We start from the raw sequence: 26195 nt of genomic DNA, 5'->3' as shown, positions 1-26195 counted from the left end.
TTGTAAAAAGGACAATATTCTCTAGCATTAAAAAAGTATGCAAACCTACAAAAGACGAAGCCATAAATGGCTTCGTCTTTTTATTTAAAATGACTTCAGGTAGGTTCAATCCAATAAGGTTATTTTGATGAAGCCAGCTTCGATAATTTGTCGGCAATATCTTCAGCTTGTAACAAGGAGGAGTATGAATCTGCAGCAAAATATTTTTCCATATCAATCTCAATAATTCGATTGTTTTTGACCGCATCCAACATCTTCCAGGTTGCTGGCAACTTAGGCGGTTCTTTGTCCTTTACGGTAAGGACAATAACGTAGTCACCTACATAATCATTTACCGTTTCCCAAGAAACTTCAACACGGCTCATTTCCTTATCAATGATTTCACTTTGAACTTTTGGAGCGGGATTCAGACCTAAAATATCGTAAGTAGCTCTGCCGCCTCTCTCACCCTGATTACCAATGACCATTAAAAATTTCTCTACCGTGATATAATCTACGATAGAAATAGTTGCATCTTTTGCAATTACATTATTAATTTTTTCGCGGGCAGCTATTTTACGTTTTTCGAAATCTGCCACAAACTGTTTAGCCTCTTCTTCTCGATCAAGGATTTCTCCCATAGCTGTAATCTCTTCTTGAATCGTTGCGTATTTACTTGTATCAAATAATACGGTCGGTGCGATCTTAGAATAGTTACTATAAGCATCTTTATTCCACGTTATGATGACGTCTGGCGCTAGCTCTAATACTTTCTCAAAAGAAATACTTCCTTCTGCCCCTATATCTTGTACCGTCTCATCTAAGAAAGGTTTGAGAAACTGAGAATACTCCAGTTGGGTATTTGATGCTCCAACCGGTGTTACCCCAACGGCCAAGACTGGCCCCAAATCCCAATCAACTACAACACGTTGGGGATTGGCTGGAACATTAACATCCCCCATGACCGTTGCTATTTTCCGCAAACCCGTTTTTTCAATGGCCTGATTGGAAGGTTTACTTTGTGTTGGTTCTGCTCCCGCATTGCTATTACGGCTAGTGTTCCCATTTCCGCAAGCTGCAAGTAACAGTGTAAGCACAAGCATTAACATTAATCCTTTTTTCGTTTCGATCCCCTTTAACATCTGTTTATCCCCTTCAAGTTTTAATTGATAATGATTATCATCATCAATATAACAAGCAGAAGAATATTTGCCCATGGAGGATAAGAACTCTTGCCATGGACTATCTGAAACGATCAAACCTGTCTTCACCTTATTTTTGTATTGAACTGGCGTCGTCCCAACCTGCTTCTTAAACAGACGGGTAAAATAAAAGACATCACTATAACCTACGTTTACAGCGATTTCCTGTACGGTGGCATCAGTTTGAATCAGTAATTCCTTCGCTTTAGCCATCCTCGTCTGAATTACATATTCGATGGGACTTCTCCCTGTCCGGCGTTTGAACTGCCTCGATAAATATTGAATGCTATAATTCCAAACTTCTGCCATAGATTCAAGTGAGATAGGTTCATAATAATGTTTGTGAATGTATTGAATGATCTGTTCCACTAAATCTGTGTCTTTGGGTGCAACTACCTGAAGCTGTAACTGCTGTACAAGTGTATGTACGAACTGATAGAAGTGGATTTTCGCTTGGAATCGTTCCATAGCCGGTCTGCGATTCCATTCCTCATACATCGATTCCGCATGACGATATAAAACAACCGGAGAAATAGGTTTACATGCGTATTGCAAATGAAAAGGGTTATTTATATGATAGGATTTCAATATTGTTTTACTAGCTTTAGTAGAAATAGTACCTCTATATAAAATGTAATAGTAGGTTACATCCTCATGTCCAACCTCGAACTTAATGCTACTTCCTTTTCCCGCATGTAAGACAAAGAATCGTTCTAATGGATGCCGATTACCATCCAACCAGATCACACCTTGCCCTCGCACGACAAATATAAAACAACTAGCTGGGAGTATATGTTGCTGCTTACTCTGTCTACGTATCACATGTTGGCGAATATCCACCAGTTGAATCCATGAAGTGTCCCATATCTGGATGTATTCTTCCCAATTCACTGTTAATCCTCCCAATTCCAATAGCATGCTAATCCTTTGCAGCTGCAAATCCCTATACAAGCCAAAATCGTAAACGATAACCATTATCATTGTCAAATGATAGGTGACTATTCAAACCAATTTTAATAGATCAAATCTGACGCTCCCAGAGAACCTCCAATCAAGTCGATATAGCCATTGCTAAGCATGCCACAGCTATCCTCCAAGAAATAAATTACTAACTCTTTTATTACCTAAATCACTAACATTAATAGTTACAGTTAAGGAGAAGTGTTTTTTAGAAAGTTAACACCGAACTATAATAGTCCGCTAATGTACAAAACCTGAAGTTTGTTGTATTTTATGCCAATAGCGACTACGGTATTTATACCTTACATTTCACCATCCTAGCTGCCTCAGCTCATTTCTACGGTATTTATACCGCACATTTCACCATCTTAGCCACCTCAGCTCATTTCTACGGTATTTATACCGTACATTCCACCGTTCTAGCCACTTCAGCTCATTTCTACGGTATTTATACCGTACATTTCACCATCTTAGCCACCTCAGCTCATTTCTACGGTATTTATACCGTACATTCCACCGTTCCAGCCACTTCAGCTCATTTCTACGGTATTTATACCGTACATTTCACCATACTAGCTACCTCAGCTCATTTCTACGGTATTTATACCTTACATTCCACCATACTAGCTACTCATGCAAAATAATTGTGAAGTACGCACGCTACTCAAGTTTTCGTTGCTCAAATGATAAATTCGGCCTCTTGACTGGGAGGTCTTTCCCATAGATAACCTACGCAAATCATCTATACTGGCAAGATTTAGGGCCATCCTTTTACAGGATGGCCCTTTCTTTGATGATTCATCTAAGTTGCAATTTTTCTTACTTTAATATTCTTTTATAATTACAAAAAACGAACCCCGAAATGTTCCAGCTAGCTTGGACTTCTGCCTAGCAAACTTAAACTTCTCTTCTAGCTCCTTTGGTATCTCCATCCCCTCAGAAAGCTTAAAACCAAAACAGCCCGCTTCTTAGGGGCATCAACCGTATACATAACGTTGACCGCAAGATCGTCCTCATAAAAGACATAAGCAAATTTAATATTTTCCACTTGAAAACGCGACGTTTCTAAAGGTTTGGCCGCAAACTCAATATCACGTTCATCTTTTAAAATTCGGGTCACATAATCAAGGGTCTCCTGACTTTCGCTGGCTTGTACGACCGCAAATTCATGCTTGTATTTATTCATAAAGTAACGGGCTTCATTAGCTCGCAAACCAGCAAGCGCATCTACTACAGGTGTCTCTCATTACCAAAAAAACTTATCGTTACTTATGATACGGTTCGCGTGCTGTCTGTAACGGCAAGTTTCTGAGTTAACTACTGTGCTCTTTTTCTATTAAAGTGACCATCTCACGCTCCCACTTTTCTCGCTCTTCTGGCGGCATCGGCTCCCCTTTGCCATACAGAAATCTAATCATGTAGAAGCCATTCTTGGTAAGCAGGCTAGTAACAAGTTCATGCTCTAATACATTATTGCTCATCAACTGCGTCTCAACTACAGAGCTATTATCAGTCTGATGCAGTACTTGAGCGGTCAACAAGGTCTCTTGGGAGATATAATCCGCTGTATGCTTCTCTACAGAAGATGCCTCTATCTTATCAAAATAATTAATCGTGAACGTATGCGAAGGTTCGTACCGATGGTATTCTCCTAGCGGATAATATCCGATAAATTGACTGTTACTGTAGACATGGAATGTTGCAGGTACATAGCTGTCAAGCTGAAAATACGGGATGAATCGCGCAATACCTGAATTGATCTCTTCTCCAGGAGGAATGACCGCATCCACACCACTAAGGAAATCACCCTTCTTATCTACAAAAATCGTGCTATAAGGGCTGTACCTCGTAATCCAAATCGAACCATTCTCCTTCACAGCCTCAACGTAATAACTGATAATTTGATTTCTTTTTTCCTCACGTTCATCGGCGGGGTTGACACAGGTATGAATATGCTTCCGAGTGTATGTAAAGACTGCGTTAGTGGCATCCATTGACAGCAATTCAAATTCGAGAATTTCAGATTTTATATTATAGATTTGAAATGTCATCATTAATTGAAAGTGATTTAAAAAGGACATTCCCCTCTTATCTGGATGAAATTTTTTGCTCAAACCTTCTTCATCCTTATCCATATAAGACTGCTCCAAGCCTTCAACCAAGGCCTGCAGTTCCTCTTTTGTGATGCCTTTATTTTTCTTAAAGAAAAACATGTCTTATCTCCCCTCATCATCAGTCTACTGCCAATTACTTGCTCCTATTTATTATACGGGCACACCTGTGTACTTTTCTAGTTATGTATAAATTCCCCTTTGGTAGTACCTAAAGGAAGATATCATGTTAAACATTAGGTCAACTAGATGATCGCAAAATATTATGAAAAAACCATTCCTGACAAAGGAATGGTTTCTTTGAGTAGGTATACCTTTCAGTTATCCCAACATTTTAAAATGTTCACGAACTAACCTAAATTGTTCTTCTACGCTCATGTTTGGTGTTCTTTCTATGGTTTTGATCCCCAGCTTAGTGCAAACATTCTTTATTTCATTGGAGAACTTAATCATAGATTTATTACTGTGTTTAATTGTTTCTTCTGGATATAACGTATAAGCGTTAATGCAGTCCAGAATCATCTTATAGTCTTCTCTAAAGTAATATAATCTCTCTATCTCCGCATCGGACGTATAAAAACATATCATTCTCTCTTCCGGGATAAACAGTAATATAAATTCAGGCATTATTCCTAAATCTATTATTATGATTGGTTTGTCATCAGGTAACTTCAGCAAGTCAATAATAAAGAAATCCATCATCTCTTCGACAACTTGAAATAACCATTGGCAATGTTCCTCTACAAACTTCTTGGTTATAATAGTCTTTCCAGCACAAGGTCCACCATTAGCCAATATACATGTTTTAATTGTTCTTTCAAATAATTATTATTTATCTTCATTCAACACACGCCATTTATATTTAAAAAAGCTTACTCTGACATGTTGGTTGTGAGGGGTTGGCGGATTCTTATCTTTCTATAACAATGAAAGCACATAAAAAGCCTCCATTCTTTGCACAGATAGTTATATTCAACGAGTTGGATTAATTTTCTCTATGCCAAGAGTAGAACGTCCATAAGTAGCAAAACTACCGGATCCCTAGATAAAAAGCCCTCTCCACCCTAAAGGGTGAAGAGGGCTTAAACTTGCCGCTTCGAAGATATAGCCGACTATATTAAATTTTCGCAACAGATGATGCTTGAGCCAGTTGCTCCTCCAGCCATTTTACAGCCTCAACCTCTTTCGCGAAGGCGCCTCCGGGACAGCCGTAGGTTCTTTTAGTAGACACTGCCGTAACCGGCTTGTAAAGAGCGAGCAATTTGGCGTTCTGCATTACAACCGCGATGCCTGAGCAATATTGAGCAATTTCATGTTTGTTCCTCTTGCACCAGTTCATATACAGCTGTGTGACTGCACGCTCCGGACGTACGTTCTTCTCTGAAGAATGCAGCATGATCAGACCAAAGGGGGATTGACGGTAGAGCAATTCTTCCCAATAAGCGATATATTCCTCTACCGTTTCCTGATCAAAATTTTCTCCCAGACTTAGGCTTATAATCGGCCAGTTAGATTCATCCTTTGTGATAGCCATACGTTTGCCCTCCTAAAAGCGTGAATGACGTTTCCTATGACGTGATGCGGAATCCGACGGATTGCTGCTGCAGCTTCCAGAGACGGTCGTACAATCCGCCTCGTAATAGTAGAGCTTCATGTCGTCCCTGCTCCACCAGTCGGCCATCTTCCAGCACAATAATGTTGTCTGCACCTCGTATGGTTTTGAGCCGATGCGCGATAACAATAACGGTTCTGCCCGTAATCAGCGCATCAATTCCCTTCTGGATTTCGGCTTCATTCTGCGGGTCAAGCGATGCAGTAGCCTCATCCAGCAATACAATCGGAGTGTTCTTAAGAATCGCACGAGCAATGGAGATCCGCTGCTTCTCCCCTCCGGAAAGCGTACTGCCACCCTCGCCTACCGGCGTGTCATAACCTAGCGGTAATTTCATAATGAAATCATGGCAACGGGCCATTTCTGCTGCTTGTTGAATATCCTGCTGCGACGCGCCCGGCCGCCCAAAGGCAATATTGTTTCCAATGGTATCTTGGAACAGGTACACATCCTGAAACACAACCGACACAGACCCTAGCAAATGTTCTGGATCAATATCTTTAATATTGCGTCCGCCTAGCAGAACACTTCCCTCGTCAGGATCATAGAAACGCGAGATCAAACGCAGCACTGTACTCTTTCCGCTGCCGGAGGGACCCACGATTGCAGTCAATGAACCTTGCGGCATTTCTATGCTTAATTGTTTGAGAACAGGCTCACCTCCATAGCTGAAGGTAACATTGTCAAAGCGAATGGTACTGCTATCGGGAAGTGGAGCTGTAGTCCCTGTCATTACCGGCTGGCGAAGCAGGTCTACGATGCGTTCACCCGCTTGTTCGTTGTACCGGAATTCAGCATAGTTGGCGAGCGCCGTCGTCAGTGGATCATAGATGCGTGTGCCGACAATAAGGAATACCGCCAGCTGCAAAATACCGAGCTCTCCGCCTAACAATAGATGTACACCTACGTATACCATTAAGGTCAGACCCGCACGAAGAAGAGCCATAGCCGTTAGAATGACCGGTCCGAATATCCCTTCAAGCTTCACACTTTCCTTCATCAAAGTTCGAAAAGAGCTATCCAGACGGACAAAGCGTTCTCCCGTCAGGTTGTAGGCTTTCATCACCCGAATACCATTCAAATACTCCTGTAGCCGATTCGCGGCGTTCAGTTTCGCTTTCATATGATTCGTCCCTAATCTGCGCCGCAGTCTGCCTGACAGGTACATAATTAGGAGGGCAATCGGCAGTGCCACGAACATGGAAAGCGCCATCCGCCAGTCGAGGAATAGTAAACCCGCAAGTGCGAATATCGGCAGTACAAAAGCCCCTGCAAGCTGTGGCAACAGATGTGAAATTCCTGTCTCAACCAGCGTGAAATCGCCCATCATCATATTGGCCAAATCACCAGGATCCCGGCGCGTCAGGTAGCCTAGCGGAAGCTTACGCAGATGTTCTGCTAATTCCGCCCGTCCCTGTGCCGCAACATTGTAAGCCCCGCGGTATGCAGTGCGGTATGCGGGGATCTCGCTCAGGAACATCAGTACCATGACAGCAGCTAGTCCCGCGCAAATCCACCAAAGCCGTTCTATCTGAAGCTCTGCACCCACCGTAATATAAGGAGCAAAAATCAACCGTACCGCCTCAATCACAAGCGCAAACGGAAGCACACTGACTATGTTAGCCAGTAAGGAAAACAACACAGGCTTCAGCAGCTGCTGTGGTTTGCCAGCAGTAATATTGTGCAATACCTTCATAGCTGTTCCCCCCCTTTTTCCAAATGCCAATCTCCGGCGTCACTGTAGGCATGCCACATTTGAGTGTAAAGTCCATTGAGATCAATCAAACTATCGTGATCTCCGCGCTCCACGATTTGCCCATCTCGCAGTACCAAAATCTGTGCAGCTTCACGAATAGAAGACAGACGGTGGGCAATGACAATAACCGTCTTCCCGCGCATAAGCTCCGTTAGTGCCAGCTGCATGTGATGTTCATTTTCCGGGTCGGCAAAAGCAGTCGCTTCGTCGAGGACAAGTACCGGCGCATTTTTGAGGATGGCCCGGGCTACCGCAATACGCTGCTCTTCACCGCCGGAGAGATAGACACCACCTTCACCGATTAACGTATCGTACCCCTGCGGAAGCCGAGAGATGAACTCGTCGCATTGCGCAGCTCTTGCTGCAGCCTGGACTTCATCCAGCGTGGCTCCCGGTTTGCCGACGGCAATATTCTCATACAAAGTGTCATAGAACAGGAAGGTCTCCTGAAATACAAAGGCAACTGTATTCATCAGTTCATGAATCGCCATATGACGGATATCCACTCCACCGATACGGATCGCACCCTCTTGCGGGTCCCAGAACCGCGGCACCAAGCTGGCCACCGTCGATTTACCTGATCCTGACGGTCCAACCAGCGCTGTAACCTTCCCTTGTACTGCCCGGAAAGAGACCTCGCTAAGCGCAGCCGCAGCCCCCTCTTCTTCACTGTAGGAGAAGGTTACGTCCATAAATTCAACGTCGAAAACTTGCGGTGATAGCGGATTTGCTATTTCTGGTACAGGCTGCTGTGCCAAAAGACGATCCATCCGCTCTACGCCTTCGCCGATATCCCGGGTGCTCGAAGCCAGCATAAGTAGCTTATAGAGCGGAGATGATACGCCTGGTGCCATAATTAGAAAGAACAGCAACACAAGCGCAAAGGACATGGAATCCGGCTGACCGCTTAGCATAAAAACACCCACCGGTAAAATAAAGGTAAACGAGGAGGCCAGCAATGTTTTGAATAGAACATAACCTGACTGATAACGGTCCGTAAACTCCAGACAATAATCACGGTATCTGGTCATATCACTGTAGAACTTTCGGAAGGAATGCACCGTCTGCCCGAACACCTTCACCGCTGGCATCCCCCGTACATACTGCACCGCCGAAGCATTGATCTGCTCCAAAGAATCATGATACTGCTTCACACTGGTTTTTCCCTTACCGCTCATCATAAGTGCTGACTGCACAACCATTCCTATGAGGATCGGCAGAAGACAGGCAACAGCTAACGGCGGACTCAGCCAGAACATCGCCACAATCATCAGCACCGTAGACGCCAGCGCGCTTACCAAATCTGGGAGCTGATGTGCTACGAAATTTTCCACCTTGTCGACATTCTGTTCCAGCGTCTTCTTCACTGCGCCGGTCGAAGTTCCATTCAGAAAGCCGAGCGGCAGTCTGCCCAGATGCTCGGTCATTCGCACACGCAGATTATACTGAATACGAAAAGCCGCAATATGCGAACACATAATACCGCAATACGAGGTTAGCAGACCTCCGATCAATCCGCCGAGCGCAATCCATCCCCAGCGAATCATAGCATCACCATCGACCTGTCCAGGAGATGCTGCATGCCGCAGTAGCTCGGCCAAGATGAAATAAACAGACAAAAATGGTACCAGCATTAGCACGGCGCTGACAGATGACAATACACCAGACAGGATCAGCAGGCCTCGCTTCTCTCCGGCAATCTCCAACAGTCTCGACATGCCAGTTTTGGTTTTACTCACAGCTGTTCCCCCACTCTTTATAATTACGCACAAAAAAAGTGCACTGAGAATGATTCTCTGTGCACTAGTGTATAGGAACGCTCTTCATGGTTGCTACCGTTTCCGGGATTATAATCAACCAAATCAGGAGCATCTGTTTTCGATGCGAGCTTACATCCTTGTTCCTAAAGAACGCTGTCTACCACTGATCAGATACTCTCCAGGACGCACACCGAATTTTTTACGAAAGGCTGCTGAGAAATGGCTGACATTCACGTATCCGACTCTGGATGCTGCTTCACTTACCGTCATATTTCCATGTTCTAGCAGCTGCTGTGCCCTTTGCATCCGTTGTTCGATCACATAGGCATGGACAGTATAACCGAACATTTCCTTAAAGCCCTTCTTCAATTTGAACTCATTAAGGCAAATAATGCGAGAGAGCCCTGCTAGCGTCGGTGGATGTAAATAATCACGTTGCAGAATTTCCTTGGCTAGTCGCAGGCTCTTCATATCATCTCTAGATAGCTTGACTGTGTGGGAAATCCGATCAGCTTCAAATAAAGATTCATTGAGATAGACAGCCATTAGCTCCAGCATTTTCCCCTCCAGATAGAGTTCCCGCATACCCTGACTATAGGAACAATCCGCAATTTGAGACAGAATGAGTCGGATAGATGGTGTGATAGCGTTTTTGCCAAAAAATAACCCAGCTCCTCCTCCGGCTTGGAGCCGTGTATCCTCGGTCAGTCCGCTGGTCATCCGCTCAAATTGTGCCGGACTCATATCTATGCTGAGGAATCTGTAGCCCGCTCCGCTAAGGTATATACAATTTTCACTTCTTACTCCGCCGTGAAGCAGCACACTTTCTCCTGTATCTATGGCAAAATAGTCCTGCTTCAGCGAGGTCCCCCATTCAATTCCATGTCCCATACAGAATATCAGCTCCGTACGAGGTGTTCTAAACTCGCCCCTCGCTTCGATATCCCGATTAAATTGGAGATCAAAATCCGTCATCTGAAGATAACGCTGAGTAAGCAGGCTCCGGCAGCTGCCCTCCCCTAACTCGACCGGTGGTTTTATCTCAAAGTGGCTTCCGTCCAACTGGTAAGTAATACTAAACCCTTCGCATCTAAGCGTCTTATGGGCATCAATCGTTTCCGCTTCATTCAGACCATCGCTACGCTTCATGCTCATCCCTACTTCCCCTTACTTTGGATTAATTATATATGTATTGAGAATGATTATCAATTGAATATTCTTTTAGCAAATATGCATAAACAACAAAAAACCTTCCCACCCCTAAAGGTGAAGAAGGCTTAAACGCGTCACTTCTGAAGACATGGCCAGCTATATTTTCAGCTCCATAACCACCTGTGAACGGCCTTTAACGTTTAGTTTTTACATTACATTGGTGGTGGGGGGAAGGTGAGATGCATCCGATTGTTCACCAATTTAAATTGCTAATCCCTCCAATCGTTCAATTAGCAATGGAATCGCTACTTCAATCCAAAACTCCAGACAAACATGCCCACTGGACATACCACCATGACTGTATTTCTCACAATAGATTTGTTTATCTAAATCACCTAAGCTACTTCCTGTTAATTCCTCAAATGCGTATTTGAATATCTCTGCAAACTCCTCACCTGTACATGGATAATTCACTTCCTGAAAGTACCTCTCTAGCTCATCCCAAAGATATGGATCCCCTCTTAATCCCCACCTTTTTGGTCGCTCATTAAAAATAACTGATACTGTCTTTAGCATCCCCAGCCTCCGCCGCTTTCGAATTGGTCAACTATAACTTAACTCTATGAAACAAGTTAGAATTTCCGATATATCGTACTCACTTAATCTGTGTAAACAGTACTACTGTATCATTTTTAACCGCCAATTGTTCCAAATCCAATTATAATGTTTCTGACTATAATTAGATGATTTCAGACTGGCCAATTACTTAAAACTATTTAAAAATTCGATTAATATAGGGAGAAGATATAAATGATATTTTTTTCAGAAAATTCAAAAATACCAGATAAATATGCAGACTTTTTGAATAAGATTGCAACTTTCTTTGGGGAAGAAGAGAATTTCAAAGGTATAGTAAACGACACTATGGAAATCTTAAGACTGTCGTTTAAGGATGATATTTCCGATGCAGAATTGTTAAAGCGCGCAAGTCTTAATGGTATCATTAATGATCCGGATGTCTTTATGGAAATGATAAGTGACAATCCTGATAAAACCAAAATAAAAACAGTTTATATGGAAGAACTTAATGCTTTGTATTACACGATAAATGACATTTTCAGAACACTATGAGCAAAGAAAGAAGACATTCACCCGTATTTCGGAGATGAATGTCTTCTAACCCAATCTGCTTTGCACTGTGTTCTGCCGATTATATTACATCCTCAGATTCCAAAGTCAGCCGGTATCCGTTCTTTCTCTCCCTGACAGCAAATCCCCAGGCTTCGGGTGCTTTCCAGGAGGTCTAAATACAAATCAAGCCTCTGATATCTTTGCTTTGCCCATAGAAAATAAAGCGAATGATGATGTATAGTTGTAATTGTATTAGACTTAATCCGTAATTTTCACATTTCCAAATACGGCCTTATTTCTCGAATCATCCCCCGGATTGCTGAGCGCTATGCCAATATACACCTTGCGATTCATCGGGATCTGAACAGTTCCAACCGTCTGCCAGTTATTCCCGTTCGTCGAAATAGCCCCTTTGAAGGTATTTCCGCTTCTGGTCAGCTTTAGCCATCTTGGAGCCGAGGCAGCCGCAGTATGGTCGACCATATTGCCCGCGGTCTCTGCACGATACTGGAAGGTTGCCCCATTCTCGGGGGTAAGCATCATATCTGCGTGCTTCGAATTATGACCCAGCGACTCCCGAATCATAATGCCGGCCTTGGCCCAGCCGTCCAATCGGCTAGTGGACTGCACTTTAACAATAATCTCCGCATTGCCGCTCACGGATTGGTATATATAATTCAGTTGATCTCCATTTCCCCAAATATCCGTAGAGCTGCTGCTGAGTGTATATTGCTTATTGGATGAATTGTAGGTAACGTTCCCCGGCATGGTACCGATATTTCGTGCCTTCCATCCTGCTGGTAATTGAGCCGGATAGTCTTGTTCTACCGGAGGCGTCCAGCCTGGCGTCGGCCAGGTTTCACGTTCTTTGATATTGGCTAGCTCATCTTCTGGCCAGGCCCCGTAAGCAAAGAACGACAGACGCTTCACACCTGGATAATTCTCGCGGATTCCCTTATAAATCTCCTGATATTGATCATCTGTCCAGTCATTATCCAGCGTCGCAACAATCTCCACGTCACTGCCACTGATCCGGTCGCTCGTATCCTTCAGGATGCCGTAGGAAGTGCTGTATACCCAATCACTATTGAACTCCCAGTCATCAAAGTACGCCATCGGTGCGACAAAGTCGATATCATCTTTAAATTTGGCTACATTCTGTCCAACCTCTGTAAATTCCGGCGGCAAAATATACACACCGAGCTGCACATCCGGATTTGAGGATTCGGAAATATCCTCACGGATATCGCCTACATACTGTCCAATTTGTTCAGTTCTCCATTCATTCCACTGCTCACGCTGAGGCGAATCCGTATCGAAGTCAATGCTGAGCGGGGAATACCCGAACTGCGCCTGATACTTCGCAACCGTGTAATCACTGACGTCCATGTTGTAATTGTCAAAGCGGATCCAGTCTAGCACAACACCGTCAACAGCATAATTTTCGATCACTTCCTGAATGATGGAACGCTCATACTGCTGCACTTCGTGGTGAATCGGATTGACGAAGTATTCGTTGCCGTTAGAACCTGTGAACGGAGTCTGAACCCCATTAACCAACGCTTGCATCTGCCACTCATCGTGAGCAAGGAAGGCTTGCTGATCATGGAACTGGGGAATCCAGGCATGAACCTTAATTCCTGCAGCATGAGCTGCTGTAATGACAGCCTGCAGAGCATCGAAATTCTCGTAGCCTTGCGCGATCGGAGCGATATCACTCTGATAAAATACACTTCCAGACGGAACCTCATCATCTTCATCCTGCTTCACGTTCATGCTGATGACATCGACACCGTAGCTTGTGGACAGCTGGATGAAATTCTGGACATCCGCCGTGTTCTTAAACTGGTTTACGGTCCGTACAATAACTTCCGTTTCGAAAGGGGGATTACTCTCCTCCTCCGCCATAACCGGAACGGAACCACCCATTATCGAAGAAACCAACACGAAGCTTAACATTGCTATGAATCTCGATCTCAGCGCAAATGCCATAATCTCGCCTCCAATAATCTTATTTCGTAGCGTTGATTTTCTTGACATTCTCCTGCCATTTTTCGGTTCTGAACTCAAGCAGCTTATCCAGTCCCGCTTTTTGGGTGTTCTTTTTGGCTGTCTCCAGTGCTGACAATACCTCTTCATCCGACTTCGCCTGAACCATTTGTGCGTAAGCAAGGGTATAAATATCCCCTACATTCTGTGCGATGATGCCAATCTCCGTATCCGGTAGCGGATCGGTATTCACAAATTCCGTAATGTCCAGCGCGGTTTTCCAGGTCACCGTGGACTGCGCCACTGTCTCCCATGATTTCTGGTTCGCGGAAAGCAGCGCCTCTAAGCTCATTTTCGCCGTATCAATAAAGGTCGTATTACCCGCCCAGTTAAAGTCCTCGAATTTTCTCATCGTTTCGGTACGCTCGTTAGCAGGAGTCGTCTTGTATTTCTCGTTCGGAATTGGTGCTCCGTCTGCGTCCTCCTCATCCCAGTACAAGCCTTTAGGACCGAAGAAAAGCACCTTCTGTCCCTCCGGACCCGTAATCCAGTCAAAGTAAGCGAAGATGGCCTCCGGATCCTTGGCCTTTTTTGTAATGACACTGACGTTCCAACCCAGCGTCTCGAAACCGCTTACAAACACTTGTGTTTTGTCTAGTCCGGCTTTATGAATCGGCCAAATAATTTCATAACCGCTGTCCGGATTGTTCGCAGTCAGTGCACGGTGTCCCTCGGCTCCATACGTAGTGATATTGGATTCGACCATGACCGCTACCCGGCTGGTATTGACCTTTTCTTTGACCGCATCCTGGGTTTGCTGCAGTGCATCCTGCGTAATCAGCCGTTCACGATAGAGCTTATTGATATACAGCACCATCTCCTCGTAAGCGGGATCGTCCAAGATAGATGACAGCTTGTCGCCTTCCGGATATCCCATGAGTGAAATGAACTTACTGGTGGAGTTCTCCTTAAAACCGCCATACATAATTTCCAGACCTGCCCCCTTCTCGCCAACCTCCAGAGGTACAACATCCGGATACTTTTCTTGCACCAAGCGTAAATATTGATACAAATCATCAAAGGTCTCCAGCGCCGGTCTGCCGAGCTCATTATAAATATCTTTATTCACCATCCATCCGCCGTTGCCGAATTGCCCGGATGTATACCAGTTGGGGATTTGATAGATTTTTCCGTCATCTGAACGGAGCAAATTCAGGGTGGATTCCTTCACATATTTCTTGAAGTTCGGATACTTGTCATAGTAATCATCCAGCGCAACAAGTTGCCCTGCCTGCACCAGCCGTTCCACTGAGGATCCCCGGTCAGTAAAAATGACATCCGGTAAATCACCACCGACGATCATCGTGTTGAGTTTTTCTCCGGCCGCACCTCCCGATTGAATCGGTTCAACAGTAACCTTACGGTTCTCTTGAATCCATTTTGTCGCCTCATTATCCCCCCATGGTGATGTCGTAAGCCAGTCGTAATTTCCATAAAAGCTGAAGGTGACGGGCTTAATCCCGCTGCCGTCATCCGTGGTGACCTCGGTATTCAGATTTTTCTCGCTTGTGTTTGGTGAAGTGTTAGAATTCCCCCCTCCGCTACAGGCAGCGAGAAGAAGCACCAGCGAAGTCAGCAGAAGCGATACCCATTTCATACGATTGCCCATTCTTTTCCCTTCTTTCTACATAGTATGGAGACTGCTATTCTTTCAATGAACCGATCATTACGCCCTTAACAAAGTACTTTTGGAGAAAAGGGTACGTAAGGATAATCGGAATAGTAGCGATCATCATCGTAGCCATGGTCAGTGACTTCGTAGTAATCGTCCGATTTCGGTTCATATGATCCAGCGCGATGGCATTCGATGAACCAATTTGGGTCATAATGTTGGAGTTCATAACCTGCCGCAGCAGGGTCTGTATAGGAAGCAGTTCGTCCTTCGTAATATAGATCGCTCCCGTAAACCAGTCGTTCCAGTAACCGACCGCAGTAAATAAAGCAATCGTGGCCAGCACCGGGCCGGAGACGGGAATAACGATTCGGAAGAAAATGCCGTAGTTACTGCAACCGTCGATTTTGGCCGATTCCTCCAACCCCTCCGGCAAAGCGTTGAAGAAGGTGCGGATGACAATCATGTTCCAGACGCTGATGATGCCGGGGATAATCAGAACCCAAAAGGTGTCCAGCATACCCAAAGAGCGAACTAGTAAATAACTAGGGATGAGCCCTCCACTGAAGAACATCGTAATCATGAAGAACACCATATATTGTTTTCGAAAAAGCAATGTTTTCTTGGACATTCCGTAAGCTAACAGGGCCGTGAAGAAGACGGACAATGCCGTGCCGCCGAGCGTTCTAAGAATGGTGATCAGAAAAGAATTCAGCAGGCGATGATCCTGAAACACAATATAATAATTTTCCAGGGTAAATGCTCTCGGTAACAAGGTTACACCGCCGAGCGCCGTATCGCTCCCTAGATTAAAGGAAATGACCAGCGCGTTCCAAAATGGGTACAGCATAAGTAGCGCCAGCAGCGTCAAAAGGATATAAATAGTCCGCTGCATGATTTTGTCGCCCAGGCTTAGTCTCATTGTTCACCTCTCCTAAAAGGTTTATGGAGCATTACTTACAGTCGATACATCCCAATAAAACTTGCATCGGAAGCATTCGCTATGAGTAGTAGTACCTACCAGAGACTAACATCTGCCCGGCGCGCGATTTTGTTGGCCATCACCAGCAGAATGACACTGATCACCGCTTTGAAAAGCCCTACCGCTGTCGCATAAGAGAATCTGGCATTTAATATCCCCACACGGTATACATAGGTGTCGATAACATCGGAGTAGGGTCGCAGGATTGGATTGGTTGCCAGCAGCAAAATGTCCTCGAAGCCCGCACTAAGCAGACTGCCGATGGCAAGAATCATAAAGATGATGATAATGGGGGTAATGCTGGGGAGTGTAATCAAGTGAATTTGCTTAAATCGGCTTGCTCCGTCTATGGAAGCGGCTTCATATAAAGTCGGATCAATGCCTGCAATCGCGGCCAGATAGACAATGCTCCCAAATCCGACCTCCTTCCACACATTTACACTTACTAGAATAGACCAGAAGTATTTGGGTAATGCCAGGAAGTTAACTGGCTCCCCTACCAGATTGAATCGCTCCAGTACATAGTTTACCGTTCCGTTGTCAACAGATAACAGCGAAAATACAAAACCGGATACAATAACCCAAGACAGGAAATACGGTAAATAGCTGACGGTCTGGATAACGCGTTTAAAGCCCATATTACCGATCTCATTCAGCATCAGTGCAAGAAGAATCGGTGCTGGAAAAGAGATAATCAATTTAAGCAAGCTAATCACAATGGTATTTCGCATCACATTCCAGAACTCCGGTGCCTCGAAGAACATTCTGAAATGCATAAATCCAACCCAGGGGCTCTTCATAATGCCGCCAAAAATATCGTATTGCTGGAACGCCATAACCACGCCATACATCGGAATGTAGCTAAAAATGAATACAAAGATAATTCCCGGCCAAACCATGGACTGTAAATCCAATTGACTGGTGAATTTCTTCCATCTACTTGGTTTCTCGGCCGTGTTCATCCGTTTTTCCTCCTCTGGACGATTCTAGTGAAACAACGGCAAAAACGCTTTGTTCTTCTCCAGCATTTCATCCAGCAGCTGTTCAGCTACGGTGACCGAAGGCACGAGCGGATGATGAACCATAGCCTGCAGGGCCATATCCCGGTCTCCATGCACAGCCGCCTCGATGGTGAGGCTCTCGTATTGCTTGACCGCGGCCAGCAGGCCTTTGACGGGCTGCGGAATTTTGCGCAGCGGAATCGGCAGCGGACCTTGTTTGGTTACCAAACAGTTCACCTCAATGGAGGCATCGTCCGGCAAAAAGTCAATCATTCCGTTATTCCTTACATTCAACGTCTGGATATCACGGGAATCATTATAAATGGAGCGCATCAGCAGCACTGCCGCCTCCGAGTAATAGGCTCCACCACGCTGCTCCAGCTGCTTTGGCTTCTCCTTTAGCTCTACGTTCCGGTACAGCTCAAACAGCTCTTCCTCCACCTTCTTCACTACCTCAGCGCGCGATCCGATCGTTGCTGCTGCTTCCTTCTGTTCCGCAAGCATCGCGTCCGTCATGTAGTAATAGCTCAGGTAATAAGAAGGGATGGCTTTCAAAGTATTCAGAAACCGGTGGTCCCAGGAATCAAACGGCACATTACTCGCCTTGTAGTTCTGGGGGTAATCAATGAGCTCCTGTAGCTTGCTTTTACCGTCAATTACGATATCGGATACCCAGTGCAGGTGGTTGATGCCGACAAACTCCGCATAGATCTTCTCTATAGGAAGTCCGAAGAACTCAGAGAGCCACTTTTGAAAACCGATCGGCGAGTTGCACAGGCCTACGCTTTTTACCGATGAATATTTGTGAACAGCTTCAGTTACCATACCAGCCGGATTCGTAAAATTCAGCAACCAGGCATCCGGAGCTAACTCCTCGATGTCCTTGCAAATATCCAGAATAACCGGAATGGTCCGCAAGCCTTTCATCATCCCTCCGGGACCCGTCGTCTCCTGACCGATGACATCGTATTGAAGCGGAATTAATTCGTCCCATTTTCGCGCTTCCAGCATACCTACCCGGATTTGAGTGCAGATAAAGTCTGCTCCGGCGATGGCCTCCCTGCGCTCAAGCGTCTGGGTCACGGTAATCGGCAGTCCGGACTCAGCAATCATACGCTTGCTTAATTCCGCAATCGTATGCAGCTTCTCCCTTCCCGCCTCAATATCCACCAGCCATACTTCGCGGACGGGAAGCTCTCTATGATGCATGATGATGCCTTCAATAAGCTCAGGCGTATACGATGAACCCGCTCCGATGACAACGAGCTTCAAAGTCTCCTTCATAATAATAGCCCCTCCTTACCCAGTGATAGACGATCAAGAACCTCCTGATCCACACGCACACCGCTGCTTTCCATTGCCAAAACGACCGCGCCTACAACCGGTTCCCGGGTTAGAATCCTTAAAGTGCCATTTGGAGCCGAATGCTTCACTCTCTGTTCAATGGCCCGCCGGATGATGCCTGAGCGATCCCCCTTGGTCAATAGGCTGCCTGCAAGTACGATGTCAAAGGAATCCTCCTCCATAGCCAAATGGAGGATTGTAGATACCGCTGCCAAACCCAGCTCATCCCCTTGCTTAGTCAGCAGTCCGATAGCAACCTGGTCTCCTTCATCTGCCGCTTGAAACAGCAGCTCAGCAATCTGGGGAGGCAAGTCTCTGGAATGATCCAGGTAATCCTCCCTTAACTCCGAAACACTGGAATAGCCCAGCAAATGAATTAAGCGTTCGCTTAAGACAGTCTCTTTCTCTCTTCCATCATCCGCCCGAAGAACGCTACGGAATACCTCAATACTTAGATCATAGCCGCCGCCGTAATCACCGAACCGATAGCCAAATCCACCACATTGGTATGTAACGCCTCGCGGATTTTTACCGGCGCAGTTCACTCCCGAGCCGCAGATCAGCACGATCCCATAATTACTCTCTGTACCTGATCGCAAGGCAATCCAGGTATCGCAGGAAATCTCAGTTCGGGGAAGGCCAAGTCTGCTGATGATTGGTCGTAAAATTCGAAAATCGGATTCTCTGTCCGCTCCAGCCAGACCGAACCAGGAATACTCCATCTGATCCTTTGTCAGCCCCGACGCTATAATCGCTCCCGATACAGCCTGGTGCAAACTGTTCTCCGCCTGCTCACGATTATTTTGATGATTCCCGTTCCCTCCCTTGCCTACACCAATGACCGTTCCCTGTTCATTTGCAATCATTGCATAAGTTTTGCTGCCCCCTGCATCGACTCCCAAAAAGTACTTCACAGTTCGTTTCACTCCTAATATTTAGGTTAACCTTACAGATGCGGTGGATTCACGCACGAGAAGCTGAGGAGCGAGCTTCGTTACAACAGCTGGCATCACCTCCCCATTGATTAATTTCATCAGCAAATCAACACCAATGCTGCCCATTTGCGCCTCAGGCTGTCTGACTGTCGTCAATCGGGGATAAAATTCACCTACGAACTGCTGATCATCAAAGCCAACCACTGAGATATCCTGAGGTACCAGAATCCCCTCCTCACGCAGGGCTTGAACAACACCTAAAGCAATAAAATCGTCTCCTGAAAAAATGGCTGTCGGCAGCTTATCTTCACGGATCCATCTCTTGGCCACCTCATAACCACTACTTACCGTAAATCCGCAATATTCCGTGCCGAAAGGCGTTAGTCCCGCTTCATCCAGCGCCTGTACATAACCCCGCTTGCGCTCTGCTACACTCAGGAACACCGAAGGGCCACCGATATAGGCGATCTGGGTGTGTCCAAGACCTATCAAGTGCTTGGTAGCTTCATACCCCCCTTGATAGTTATCGACGACGACACTGGGAACATCCTCATGCTGGAGCTGGTTATCCAGCAAGACAAACGGAATATTTTTTCTTTTCAGCTCCTCCACATATTCTTTTTCCTCAAGCGGAGATAACAGGATAATCCCGTCAACGCGGTCCTTCTGAAACAGGAAGTTAACGCCTTCATCCTCATTCTCGGCTATCGACAGGGCCAAGAAGTAACATTGTTCTGCCAGCTTCCGGTTCACCACGCGAATCACGCGGTCATAGAAGGAGTCGTTAAAGTTGGTAATCGACATACCGATGACTCCCGTCTTGCCACGCACGAGACTCCGCGCCGCTGAATTGGGCTGATAATTTAATTCCTCCATAGCACTCAGCACTTTCCGCCTATTGCCTTCACGTACAGAAGGTGAATTGTTAAGAACTCTGGATACGGTCACTACAGAGAGCCCCGACTTTTTGGCTACATCATGAATGTTCATCTAAGCTTCTATGCCTCCAAGTTCAATAGTTTAAACGTTATAACTTTCAGGGAAATAAAAAAGGACTAACTCTTCTCGCCACAACTATGTCCTGACTGAGAATCGAACATTGAATGTCAGTTTCATCTTTATCGAAAGTATCAAAATGATTTCAAAAGTTTAAAGGTTTTAACTTTATGATGATTTTACAACCATTCCCAATATCCGTCAATCCATAAAATGTAGTCAAATTTAATATTCCGGACACTACAAAAAACCTTCCCTCACCCCTAGAGGTGGAGAAGGCTTAAACGCGTCACTTCCGAAGACATGGCCAGCTATATTTTCAGCTCCCCAAGCTTGATCAGCTCGACAACCGCTTGTGAACGGCCTTTAACGTTTAGTTTTTGCATTACATTGGAGATGTGGTTCCGAACTGTTTTTTCGCTGATAAATAATAAACCAGCGATATCACGAGTCGTTTTGTCTTGCACGAGAAGCTCGAAAACTTCGCGCTCACGATGAGTCAACAGAAATTTGCTGTGGTGTTCGTTCCCCTTCAATGGTGTCACCCCTCCTTGCCCTGGGTTTGTTTGGTATAACAAGGTAAAGGGATACAGTCAAAACATATTATGTATTGATGAAGTTAATGGTGCTGTCATAACTACAAAATGGGCTTAACCATCCGAAGCTTATTACACCGCTTTAGTGAGGACATTCATCCGCAAAACTTGAAAATCCTCTTGGATAGAATCATCTCCTTACAGGGCAAACTACAACTTGTTGTTTCTTATTAAAAGGAGGTGTAAGTATGAGCAACTCGAAAAATAATCAACCTACTAAGGCAGAGGTACAAACTACGAAATTAAACAAATTGCCACTAGTCGGTAAATTCGAACCGGAATTTTCTGCTGAGGAAGCCGCAGAAGTATTCAAAAATCATCCCACTACGGAACATGAATCCCATAATGAACAATAAAATAAAGACGACACAGAATGGGGCTGTCGAATAAGTAGTTTTTTTCCTATAGATGAGACGGCCCGGTTAATTATAAAAATTGTAAGCAACACATAGCAGCGATTCATCCATTATTGGAGAATCGCTGTTTTGTGTTGTTGGTCGTTGACTGCCAGCTTCAACAGTGTATTCATCATCTCCTTCAGAGGGTTACGGACCCAGATGACGTTATTAGTATATTTTCGCCTTTTAAGCAGAGTTTCGGACCCCTCTGCAGCTATTTATAAGAAAGAGAGTAATATTGGGTGTTTTTTAGGTCAATAGAGACTATGAGGTCCGATAGCTGCTGTGTTCGCGCAAATAAATGATCAAATCAAAAGAAGTGTTAACTTGCTAATACCCGGATGTAATTAGATATATTTCTACAAACTCAACTCCCAGTCCCGGGAGTTTTTTTATCTTGCAAAATATAACTATGAAATACATCACAATTTTATATTGACAGTAAATGTATACGGACTTATGATAAGTCCAGCATAAATGATAACGATTATCATTTACATATAAAAAAAGGGGTGCTTCATTCAATGAAATTCACATATGCCGTGCCTGCAGGTCTACTTGCAGCCTCCATACTATTTACCGGGTGTGCCAGTAACAACAATAACAGTAATAGCAACACTAGCAATAATAACTCTGCAAATGCTGCTGCTAACAGTACCAAGGCAACAAATACATCTGATACTACTACAGCAACTACTGCCGACTTTTCATCAGCGGTTGAACAATATCGTACATATGTCATCGAGCAATGTGATGAATTTGTAAAGCAAACAGAAAATTTCACGAACGCAGTTAAAGAAGCAAAGATTGAGGATGCAAAGGCACTTTATGCACCAGCCCGCATGTATTACGAGCGAATTGAGCCGATTGCAGAAGCACTTGGTGATTTGGATCCGAATATTGATGCCCGTGAGAATGACGTAGATGCTGCTGAATGGCGCGGCTTCCATAAGCTTGAAAAGGCACTCTGGCAGGATAACACTACCAAAGATATGACCGAAGTTGCTGACCAATTATTGAAAGATGCCCAGCTTCTACGTGCAAAAGTAGAGACCGTAGAGATCGATGCCAATCTGCTCGTTACTGGTGCTGTAGAACTGCTTAATGAGGTTTCTTCATCTAAAGTAACAGGTGAGGAAGAACGTTACTCCCACACAGATCTGTACGATTTCGTCGCTAATGTGGAAGGTGCCCAAAAGATATACGAGCTGTTAAAGCCAGAACTGGCGAAAAAAGATGCTGAGCTGGAAAAAACGATTGGTGAACGGTTTGCAGCCTTGCAAGCTGAGCTTGCTCCTTTCAAATCTGGAGATGGATATGTTTCCTATGAAGAGCTGAAGGAAGAAGATGTGCGTAAGTTGAGTCAGAATTTGGATGCCTTGGCTGAGCCATTGTCCAACATGGGAACTATTCTAGGAGTGTGATCATCATGAATAAGCAAAATAGATCTACCGGTTTACCAGCGAATGCAGAGGGTGCCCCTCTCAATGAAGAATCCAAGAGCAATCTTATATTAGATAAAAAACTAAGCCGCCGCGATATGCTGCGGCTTACTGGCGCCACTAGCCTTGGTCTATTATTAGGTGGTGGAGGTGTTGGTGGAATTATGGCTGCGCGCAATGCCGTAGCTGAGCCAACAGTAGCCACCGATGCTGATTCCATTCCTTTTTACGGGAGTCATCAGGCCGGCATTCTAACCCCTGCGCAAAATTTTATTTACTTCGCATCCTTTGATCTGACCACAACGAAGCTAGCCGATGTAAAAAAGCTAATGCAAGCATGGACAACTGCCGCAGCTTCTCTTACTACTGGCAGCCTCATTGGCGACGTCAATGACAACCCTAATCTCCCACCCTCCGATACAGGTGAAGTGGATGGTTTAAACCCTTCACGCTGTACGCTTACCTTTGGTGTCGGCCCTTCTTTTTTTGACAACAGATTCGGTTTGTCTTCCAAGCGTCCAACCCTATTAGCCGATCTTCCAGCATTTACGGGAGACAACCTGGATCCTAAGTGGTGTGGTGGAGATATTTGTGTCCAAGCATGTGCTGATGATCTGCAGGTGGCCTTCCATGCCATCCGAAATCTGGCACGTATCGCCCGTGGCACAGCCGTACTCCGCTGGACACAGGAAGGCTTCCAGCGCACAGGAACAGCAGATCCTAAGGGAGCGACGCCGCGTAATCTTCTAGGTTTTAAAGACGGCACAGGAAATCCAGATACTACGAACGAAGCAGAAATGAAAGAAGTGGTCTGGAACAGCAGCAGTGACGGTCCTTCATGGATGAGCGGCGGCACTTATATGGCAGTTCGCCGTGTACGTTTCCGAATTGAGGTCTGGGACCGTTCCTCTCTGAGCGATCAAGAAGCCACCTTTGGACGTTATCGTCATAGCGGAGCACCTATCGGTGCAAAGGATGAATTCGATGATCTGAATCTGAAAGCGGCTGATGCTTCCGGGAATCCCGTCATTCCGCCGGATTCACATTCAGCCTTAGCGCATGGTGACGGCACAGTCAAAATGCTGCGCCGCTCTTACTCTATTTCCAGCGGATTAGATATCGCAACAGGTCAACTCGATGCAGGATTATTATTCATCAGCTTTCAACGGGATTTAATGAAGCAATTTGTTGCGATCCAGCAGCGCCTCTCGAAAAGTGATCGGCTAAACGAATATATGACGCATACAGGCAGTGCGGTATTTGCTTGCTTCCCAGGTGTTCGCCAAGGCGGCTACATCGGGGAAACACTTTTAGGCTAAGCCTGCCCTAATTTTCCAATCGAATATTCCTGTCCATTATTGAAAGGGGATTATCCCGATGTACTCTCTTAATAAACGGCTGCTATCGAAGGCAGCCGTACTGATTCTGTTTAGCATCATATGTATACTGATGCTATCTATCCCGGCGGGGGCGAAGGGTGATGGCTCGGTCGACGAGCTGCTGCCGCCAGTCGGCAGCGCACTCGTCGAAGCCGGCCAGAGCCGCTGGGACGCGGCCGCCGCCGATGTAGAAGCGTTCGCTGCGCTGTGGCGCACCGCGAACGCGAACACGCCGGACCCGGCACTTGCCGGTCCGGCTGCCGCCGTTGACGCCGCGCTTGCAGACGCGGCGGCGGCCCTTGCGGCGGGCGATGGTGCGCCCGCCAAAACGGCACTGTCCACGCTCGCAAGAAGCGTGGACGCGTATGTCACCGCCGCCTCCGGCACGGACGGCGGTGACACTGGAGCCGCCGGCCAGGAGACGGCGGCGAAGCTGTTGCCCGCGGCGGAGCGCACGCGGGATGCGGTGCGCAGCGCCGACTGGAGCGCGGCAGCGGCAGCGTACCGCGACATCGTCAGCGGATGGAAGCCGGCAGAGCGCAACATCCGGGCCGACAATTCCGCCGTCTACAGCTTGCTGGAGACGAAGATCAGCCTGCTGCGCATTGCGCTGCAGGCAGAACCGCTCCGCGAGGAGTCGGCGAAATCAGAAGCAGAAGCCTTATATCAGCTGCTTGCTGATTACAGTGAAGGCAAAGCAATAGATGCTGGGGATACTTCTGGTAAACCAGCATCTATTGAAGGACTGATCAGCCATCTCAACAAAGCTTCTTCCACTGCCAAAGCAGGCAACAGCGCAGAAGCAGCTAATATCATGGAGCAATTCATCGTAGATTGGCCCTCTGCTGAAGGACAAGTACAGATCGCATCTCCAGCGGTCTATACCAATATTGAGAACGAAAGTGCAGCAGTCACTGGCTATCTGCTCTCTAATCCACCTAAGCTAGATCAAGCCTTAAAGATCATGGATAATATGGTCACTGAGCTGACTCCTTTGGCTGGTGAGACAACCTATAATGCTTGGGATGCTGCGCTAATTCTTCTGCGTGAAGGACTGGAGGCGATCCTCGTATTGTCTGCCCTTCTGGCCTACCTGAAACGTGATGGCAACACAAAAGCACAGAAGTGGATTTGGTCTGGTGCAGCTGTAGGACTTGTAGCGAGTATCGCATTAGCCGTTCTACTCACCTATACCATTTCCCGCGCCGCATCTGGTGGAGCACGCGAGATGATTGAAGGCATCACAGGTCTTGTAGCCGTCATTATGATGCTTACCATTGGACGCTGGCTGCATAGTAAATCAAATACCGCAAATTGGAACAACTATGTTGGACGGCAAGTGGATGGAGCATTAGCCAAGGGCAATCTCTGGTCTTTGTCCTCCGTAGCAGCGCTTGCGATTTTACGTGAAGGAGCAGAAACCACCATTTTTTATGTAGGGATGGCCCCCTCCATTAAAGTGTCTCAATTGCTGCTAGGGATCGGTAGTGCTCTAGTCATTCTAGCAATTGTAGGTTACGCAATTATTGCCTTAAGTGCGAAATTGCCGATTGCTGCCTTCTTCCGTACAGCTACACTTCTTATTTACTATTTAGTATTCCGCTTTCTTGGAGAGAGCATTCACTCCCTTCAAGTCGCAGGGAAACTACCCGCACATGTACAGGATGGATTACCTTCTATTAGCTGGCTCGGGATGTATCCAACTTGGGAAACTTTAGTGCCTCAGCTGCTTGTCCTTGCGTTCATTGTGTGGGAGATGCTGCGCAATAGAGCACCAAAAGCGTCACAAACTGTATAG

The 26195-nt window shown here is 45.8% G+C and carries 21 protein-coding genes and 1 pseudogene; 5 read left to right on the top strand and 17 right to left on the bottom strand.

The genetic code is table 11. The features are described 5' to 3' along the window. Window positions 1-119 precede the first annotated feature (119 nt). From MKX35_RS08795 to MKX35_RS08755, 9 genes and pseudogenes are all read right to left on the bottom strand, one after another. A complete protein-coding gene (locus MKX35_RS08795; protein WP_076300424.1) occupies window positions 120-2072 on the bottom strand; it encodes an AraC family transcriptional regulator in 1953 nt (650 codons plus the stop codon). 893 nt (window positions 2073-2965) lie between these two features. Continuing rightward, window positions 2966-3381 (bottom strand): annotated as a pseudogene (locus tag MKX35_RS08790) (phage tail protein); the annotation flags it as partial. Between the two features lie 73 nt (window positions 3382-3454). Next, window positions 3455-4354: a hypothetical protein gene (locus tag MKX35_RS08785; protein WP_076300423.1), complete on the bottom strand. Its 900-nt coding sequence runs from the start codon at window positions 4352-4354 to the stop codon at window positions 3455-3457. 219 nt (window positions 4355-4573) lie between these two features. After that, on the bottom strand, window positions 4574-5047 hold the full coding sequence (locus tag MKX35_RS08780) for a hypothetical protein (RefSeq protein WP_076300422.1): 474 nt from the start codon (window positions 5045-5047) through the stop codon (window positions 4574-4576). Between the two features lie 322 nt (window positions 5048-5369). Next, the gene (locus MKX35_RS08775) at window positions 5370-5786 is read right to left on the bottom strand and encodes a hypothetical protein (RefSeq protein ID WP_076300421.1); all 417 of its coding nucleotides are present in this window, start codon (window positions 5784-5786) and stop codon (window positions 5370-5372) included. Window positions 5787-5820: 34 nt separating this feature from the next. Continuing rightward, window positions 5821-7560 (bottom strand): ABC transporter ATP-binding protein, encoded by a 1740-nt coding sequence (locus MKX35_RS08770; protein ID WP_076300420.1) that lies wholly within the window; start codon window positions 7558-7560, stop codon window positions 5821-5823. Then, complete coding sequence (locus tag MKX35_RS08765) at window positions 7557-9338, bottom strand: ABC transporter ATP-binding protein (protein WP_076300483.1); 1782 nt, start codon at window positions 9336-9338, stop codon at window positions 7557-7559. The genes MKX35_RS08770 and MKX35_RS08765 overlap by 4 nt, the downstream gene beginning before the upstream one ends. A gap of 171 nt (window positions 9339-9509) precedes the next feature. Beyond that, on the bottom strand, window positions 9510-10535 hold the full coding sequence (locus tag MKX35_RS08760) for a helix-turn-helix transcriptional regulator (RefSeq protein ID WP_076300419.1): 1026 nt from the start codon (window positions 10533-10535) through the stop codon (window positions 9510-9512). Window positions 10536-10793: 258 nt separating this feature from the next. Further along, the gene (locus MKX35_RS08755) at window positions 10794-11108 is read right to left on the bottom strand and encodes a hypothetical protein (RefSeq protein WP_042191434.1); all 315 of its coding nucleotides are present in this window, start codon (window positions 11106-11108) and stop codon (window positions 10794-10796) included. Window positions 11109-11342: 234 nt separating this feature from the next. Here MKX35_RS08755 and MKX35_RS08750 point away from each other — a divergent pair, with 234 nt between their 5' ends. Next, window positions 11343-11663, top strand: a complete 321-nt coding sequence (locus MKX35_RS08750) for a hypothetical protein (protein WP_042191436.1) — start codon at window positions 11343-11345, stop codon at window positions 11661-11663. Between the two features lie 258 nt (window positions 11664-11921). Here MKX35_RS08750 and MKX35_RS08745 read toward each other — a convergent pair whose 3' ends face one another. The 8 genes from MKX35_RS08745 to MKX35_RS08710 all read right to left on the bottom strand — a co-directional run bounded on the left by MKX35_RS08745 (window position 11922) and on the right by MKX35_RS08710 (window position 21118). Then, window positions 11922-13703: a family 10 glycosylhydrolase gene (locus MKX35_RS08745; RefSeq protein WP_081383026.1), complete on the bottom strand. Its 1782-nt coding sequence runs from the start codon at window positions 13701-13703 to the stop codon at window positions 11922-11924. Continuing rightward, window positions 13675-15321, bottom strand: coding sequence for an extracellular solute-binding protein (locus MKX35_RS08740; protein WP_076300417.1), 1647 nt, complete (start codon window positions 15319-15321; stop codon window positions 13675-13677). Before MKX35_RS08740 ends, MKX35_RS08745 begins: the two co-directional genes overlap by 29 nt. Window positions 15322-15355: 34 nt before the next feature. After that, complete coding sequence (locus MKX35_RS08735) at window positions 15356-16246, bottom strand: carbohydrate ABC transporter permease (RefSeq protein ID WP_042191442.1); 891 nt, start codon at window positions 16244-16246, stop codon at window positions 15356-15358. A 95-nt stretch (window positions 16247-16341) separates the two neighbouring features. After that, window positions 16342-17268: an ABC transporter permease gene (locus MKX35_RS08730; RefSeq protein ID WP_042191444.1), complete on the bottom strand. Its 927-nt coding sequence runs from the start codon at window positions 17266-17268 to the stop codon at window positions 16342-16344. A 24-nt stretch (window positions 17269-17292) separates the two neighbouring features. Then, a complete protein-coding gene (locus MKX35_RS08725; RefSeq protein WP_076300416.1) occupies window positions 17293-18591 on the bottom strand; it encodes a 6-phospho-beta-glucosidase in 1299 nt (432 codons plus the stop codon). After that, window positions 18588-19565 (bottom strand): N-acetylglucosamine kinase, encoded by a 978-nt coding sequence (locus MKX35_RS08720; RefSeq protein ID WP_076300415.1) that lies wholly within the window; start codon window positions 19563-19565, stop codon window positions 18588-18590. Before MKX35_RS08720 ends, MKX35_RS08725 begins: the two co-directional genes overlap by 4 nt. Before the next feature lie 21 nt (window positions 19566-19586). Continuing rightward, window positions 19587-20576, bottom strand: coding sequence for a LacI family DNA-binding transcriptional regulator (locus MKX35_RS08715; protein WP_076300414.1), 990 nt, complete (start codon window positions 20574-20576; stop codon window positions 19587-19589). A gap of 317 nt (window positions 20577-20893) precedes the next feature. After that, window positions 20894-21118 (bottom strand): helix-turn-helix domain-containing protein, encoded by a 225-nt coding sequence (locus MKX35_RS08710; protein WP_019908812.1) that lies wholly within the window; start codon window positions 21116-21118, stop codon window positions 20894-20896. Between the two features lie 248 nt (window positions 21119-21366). Here MKX35_RS08710 and MKX35_RS08705 point away from each other — a divergent pair, with 248 nt between their 5' ends. The 4 genes from MKX35_RS08705 (at window position 21367) to MKX35_RS08690 (ending at window position 26195) form a co-directional block, all read left to right on the top strand. Beyond that, window positions 21367-21534 (top strand): hypothetical protein, encoded by a 168-nt coding sequence (locus MKX35_RS08705; RefSeq protein WP_179085837.1) that lies wholly within the window; start codon window positions 21367-21369, stop codon window positions 21532-21534. Window positions 21535-22100: 566 nt separating this feature from the next. Continuing rightward, entirely contained in the window at window positions 22101-23000 is a 900-nt protein-coding gene (gene efeO, locus MKX35_RS08700) for an iron uptake system protein EfeO (RefSeq protein ID WP_076300413.1), read from the top strand. Between the two features lie 5 nt (window positions 23001-23005). Further along, window positions 23006-24337 (top strand): iron uptake transporter deferrochelatase/peroxidase subunit, encoded by a 1332-nt coding sequence (gene efeB / locus MKX35_RS08695; protein WP_081383025.1) that lies wholly within the window; start codon window positions 23006-23008, stop codon window positions 24335-24337. 58 nt (window positions 24338-24395) lie between these two features. Next, window positions 24396-26195: an FTR1 family iron permease gene (locus MKX35_RS08690; protein ID WP_076285986.1), complete on the top strand. Its 1800-nt coding sequence runs from the start codon at window positions 24396-24398 to the stop codon at window positions 26193-26195.

The sequence above is a fragment of the Paenibacillus sp. FSL R5-0923 genome, assembly GCF_038009145.1.
Taxonomy (GTDB): domain Bacteria; phylum Bacillota; class Bacilli; order Paenibacillales; family Paenibacillaceae; genus Paenibacillus_AQ.
This window is presented reverse-complemented; position numbering and strand designations above follow the sequence as displayed.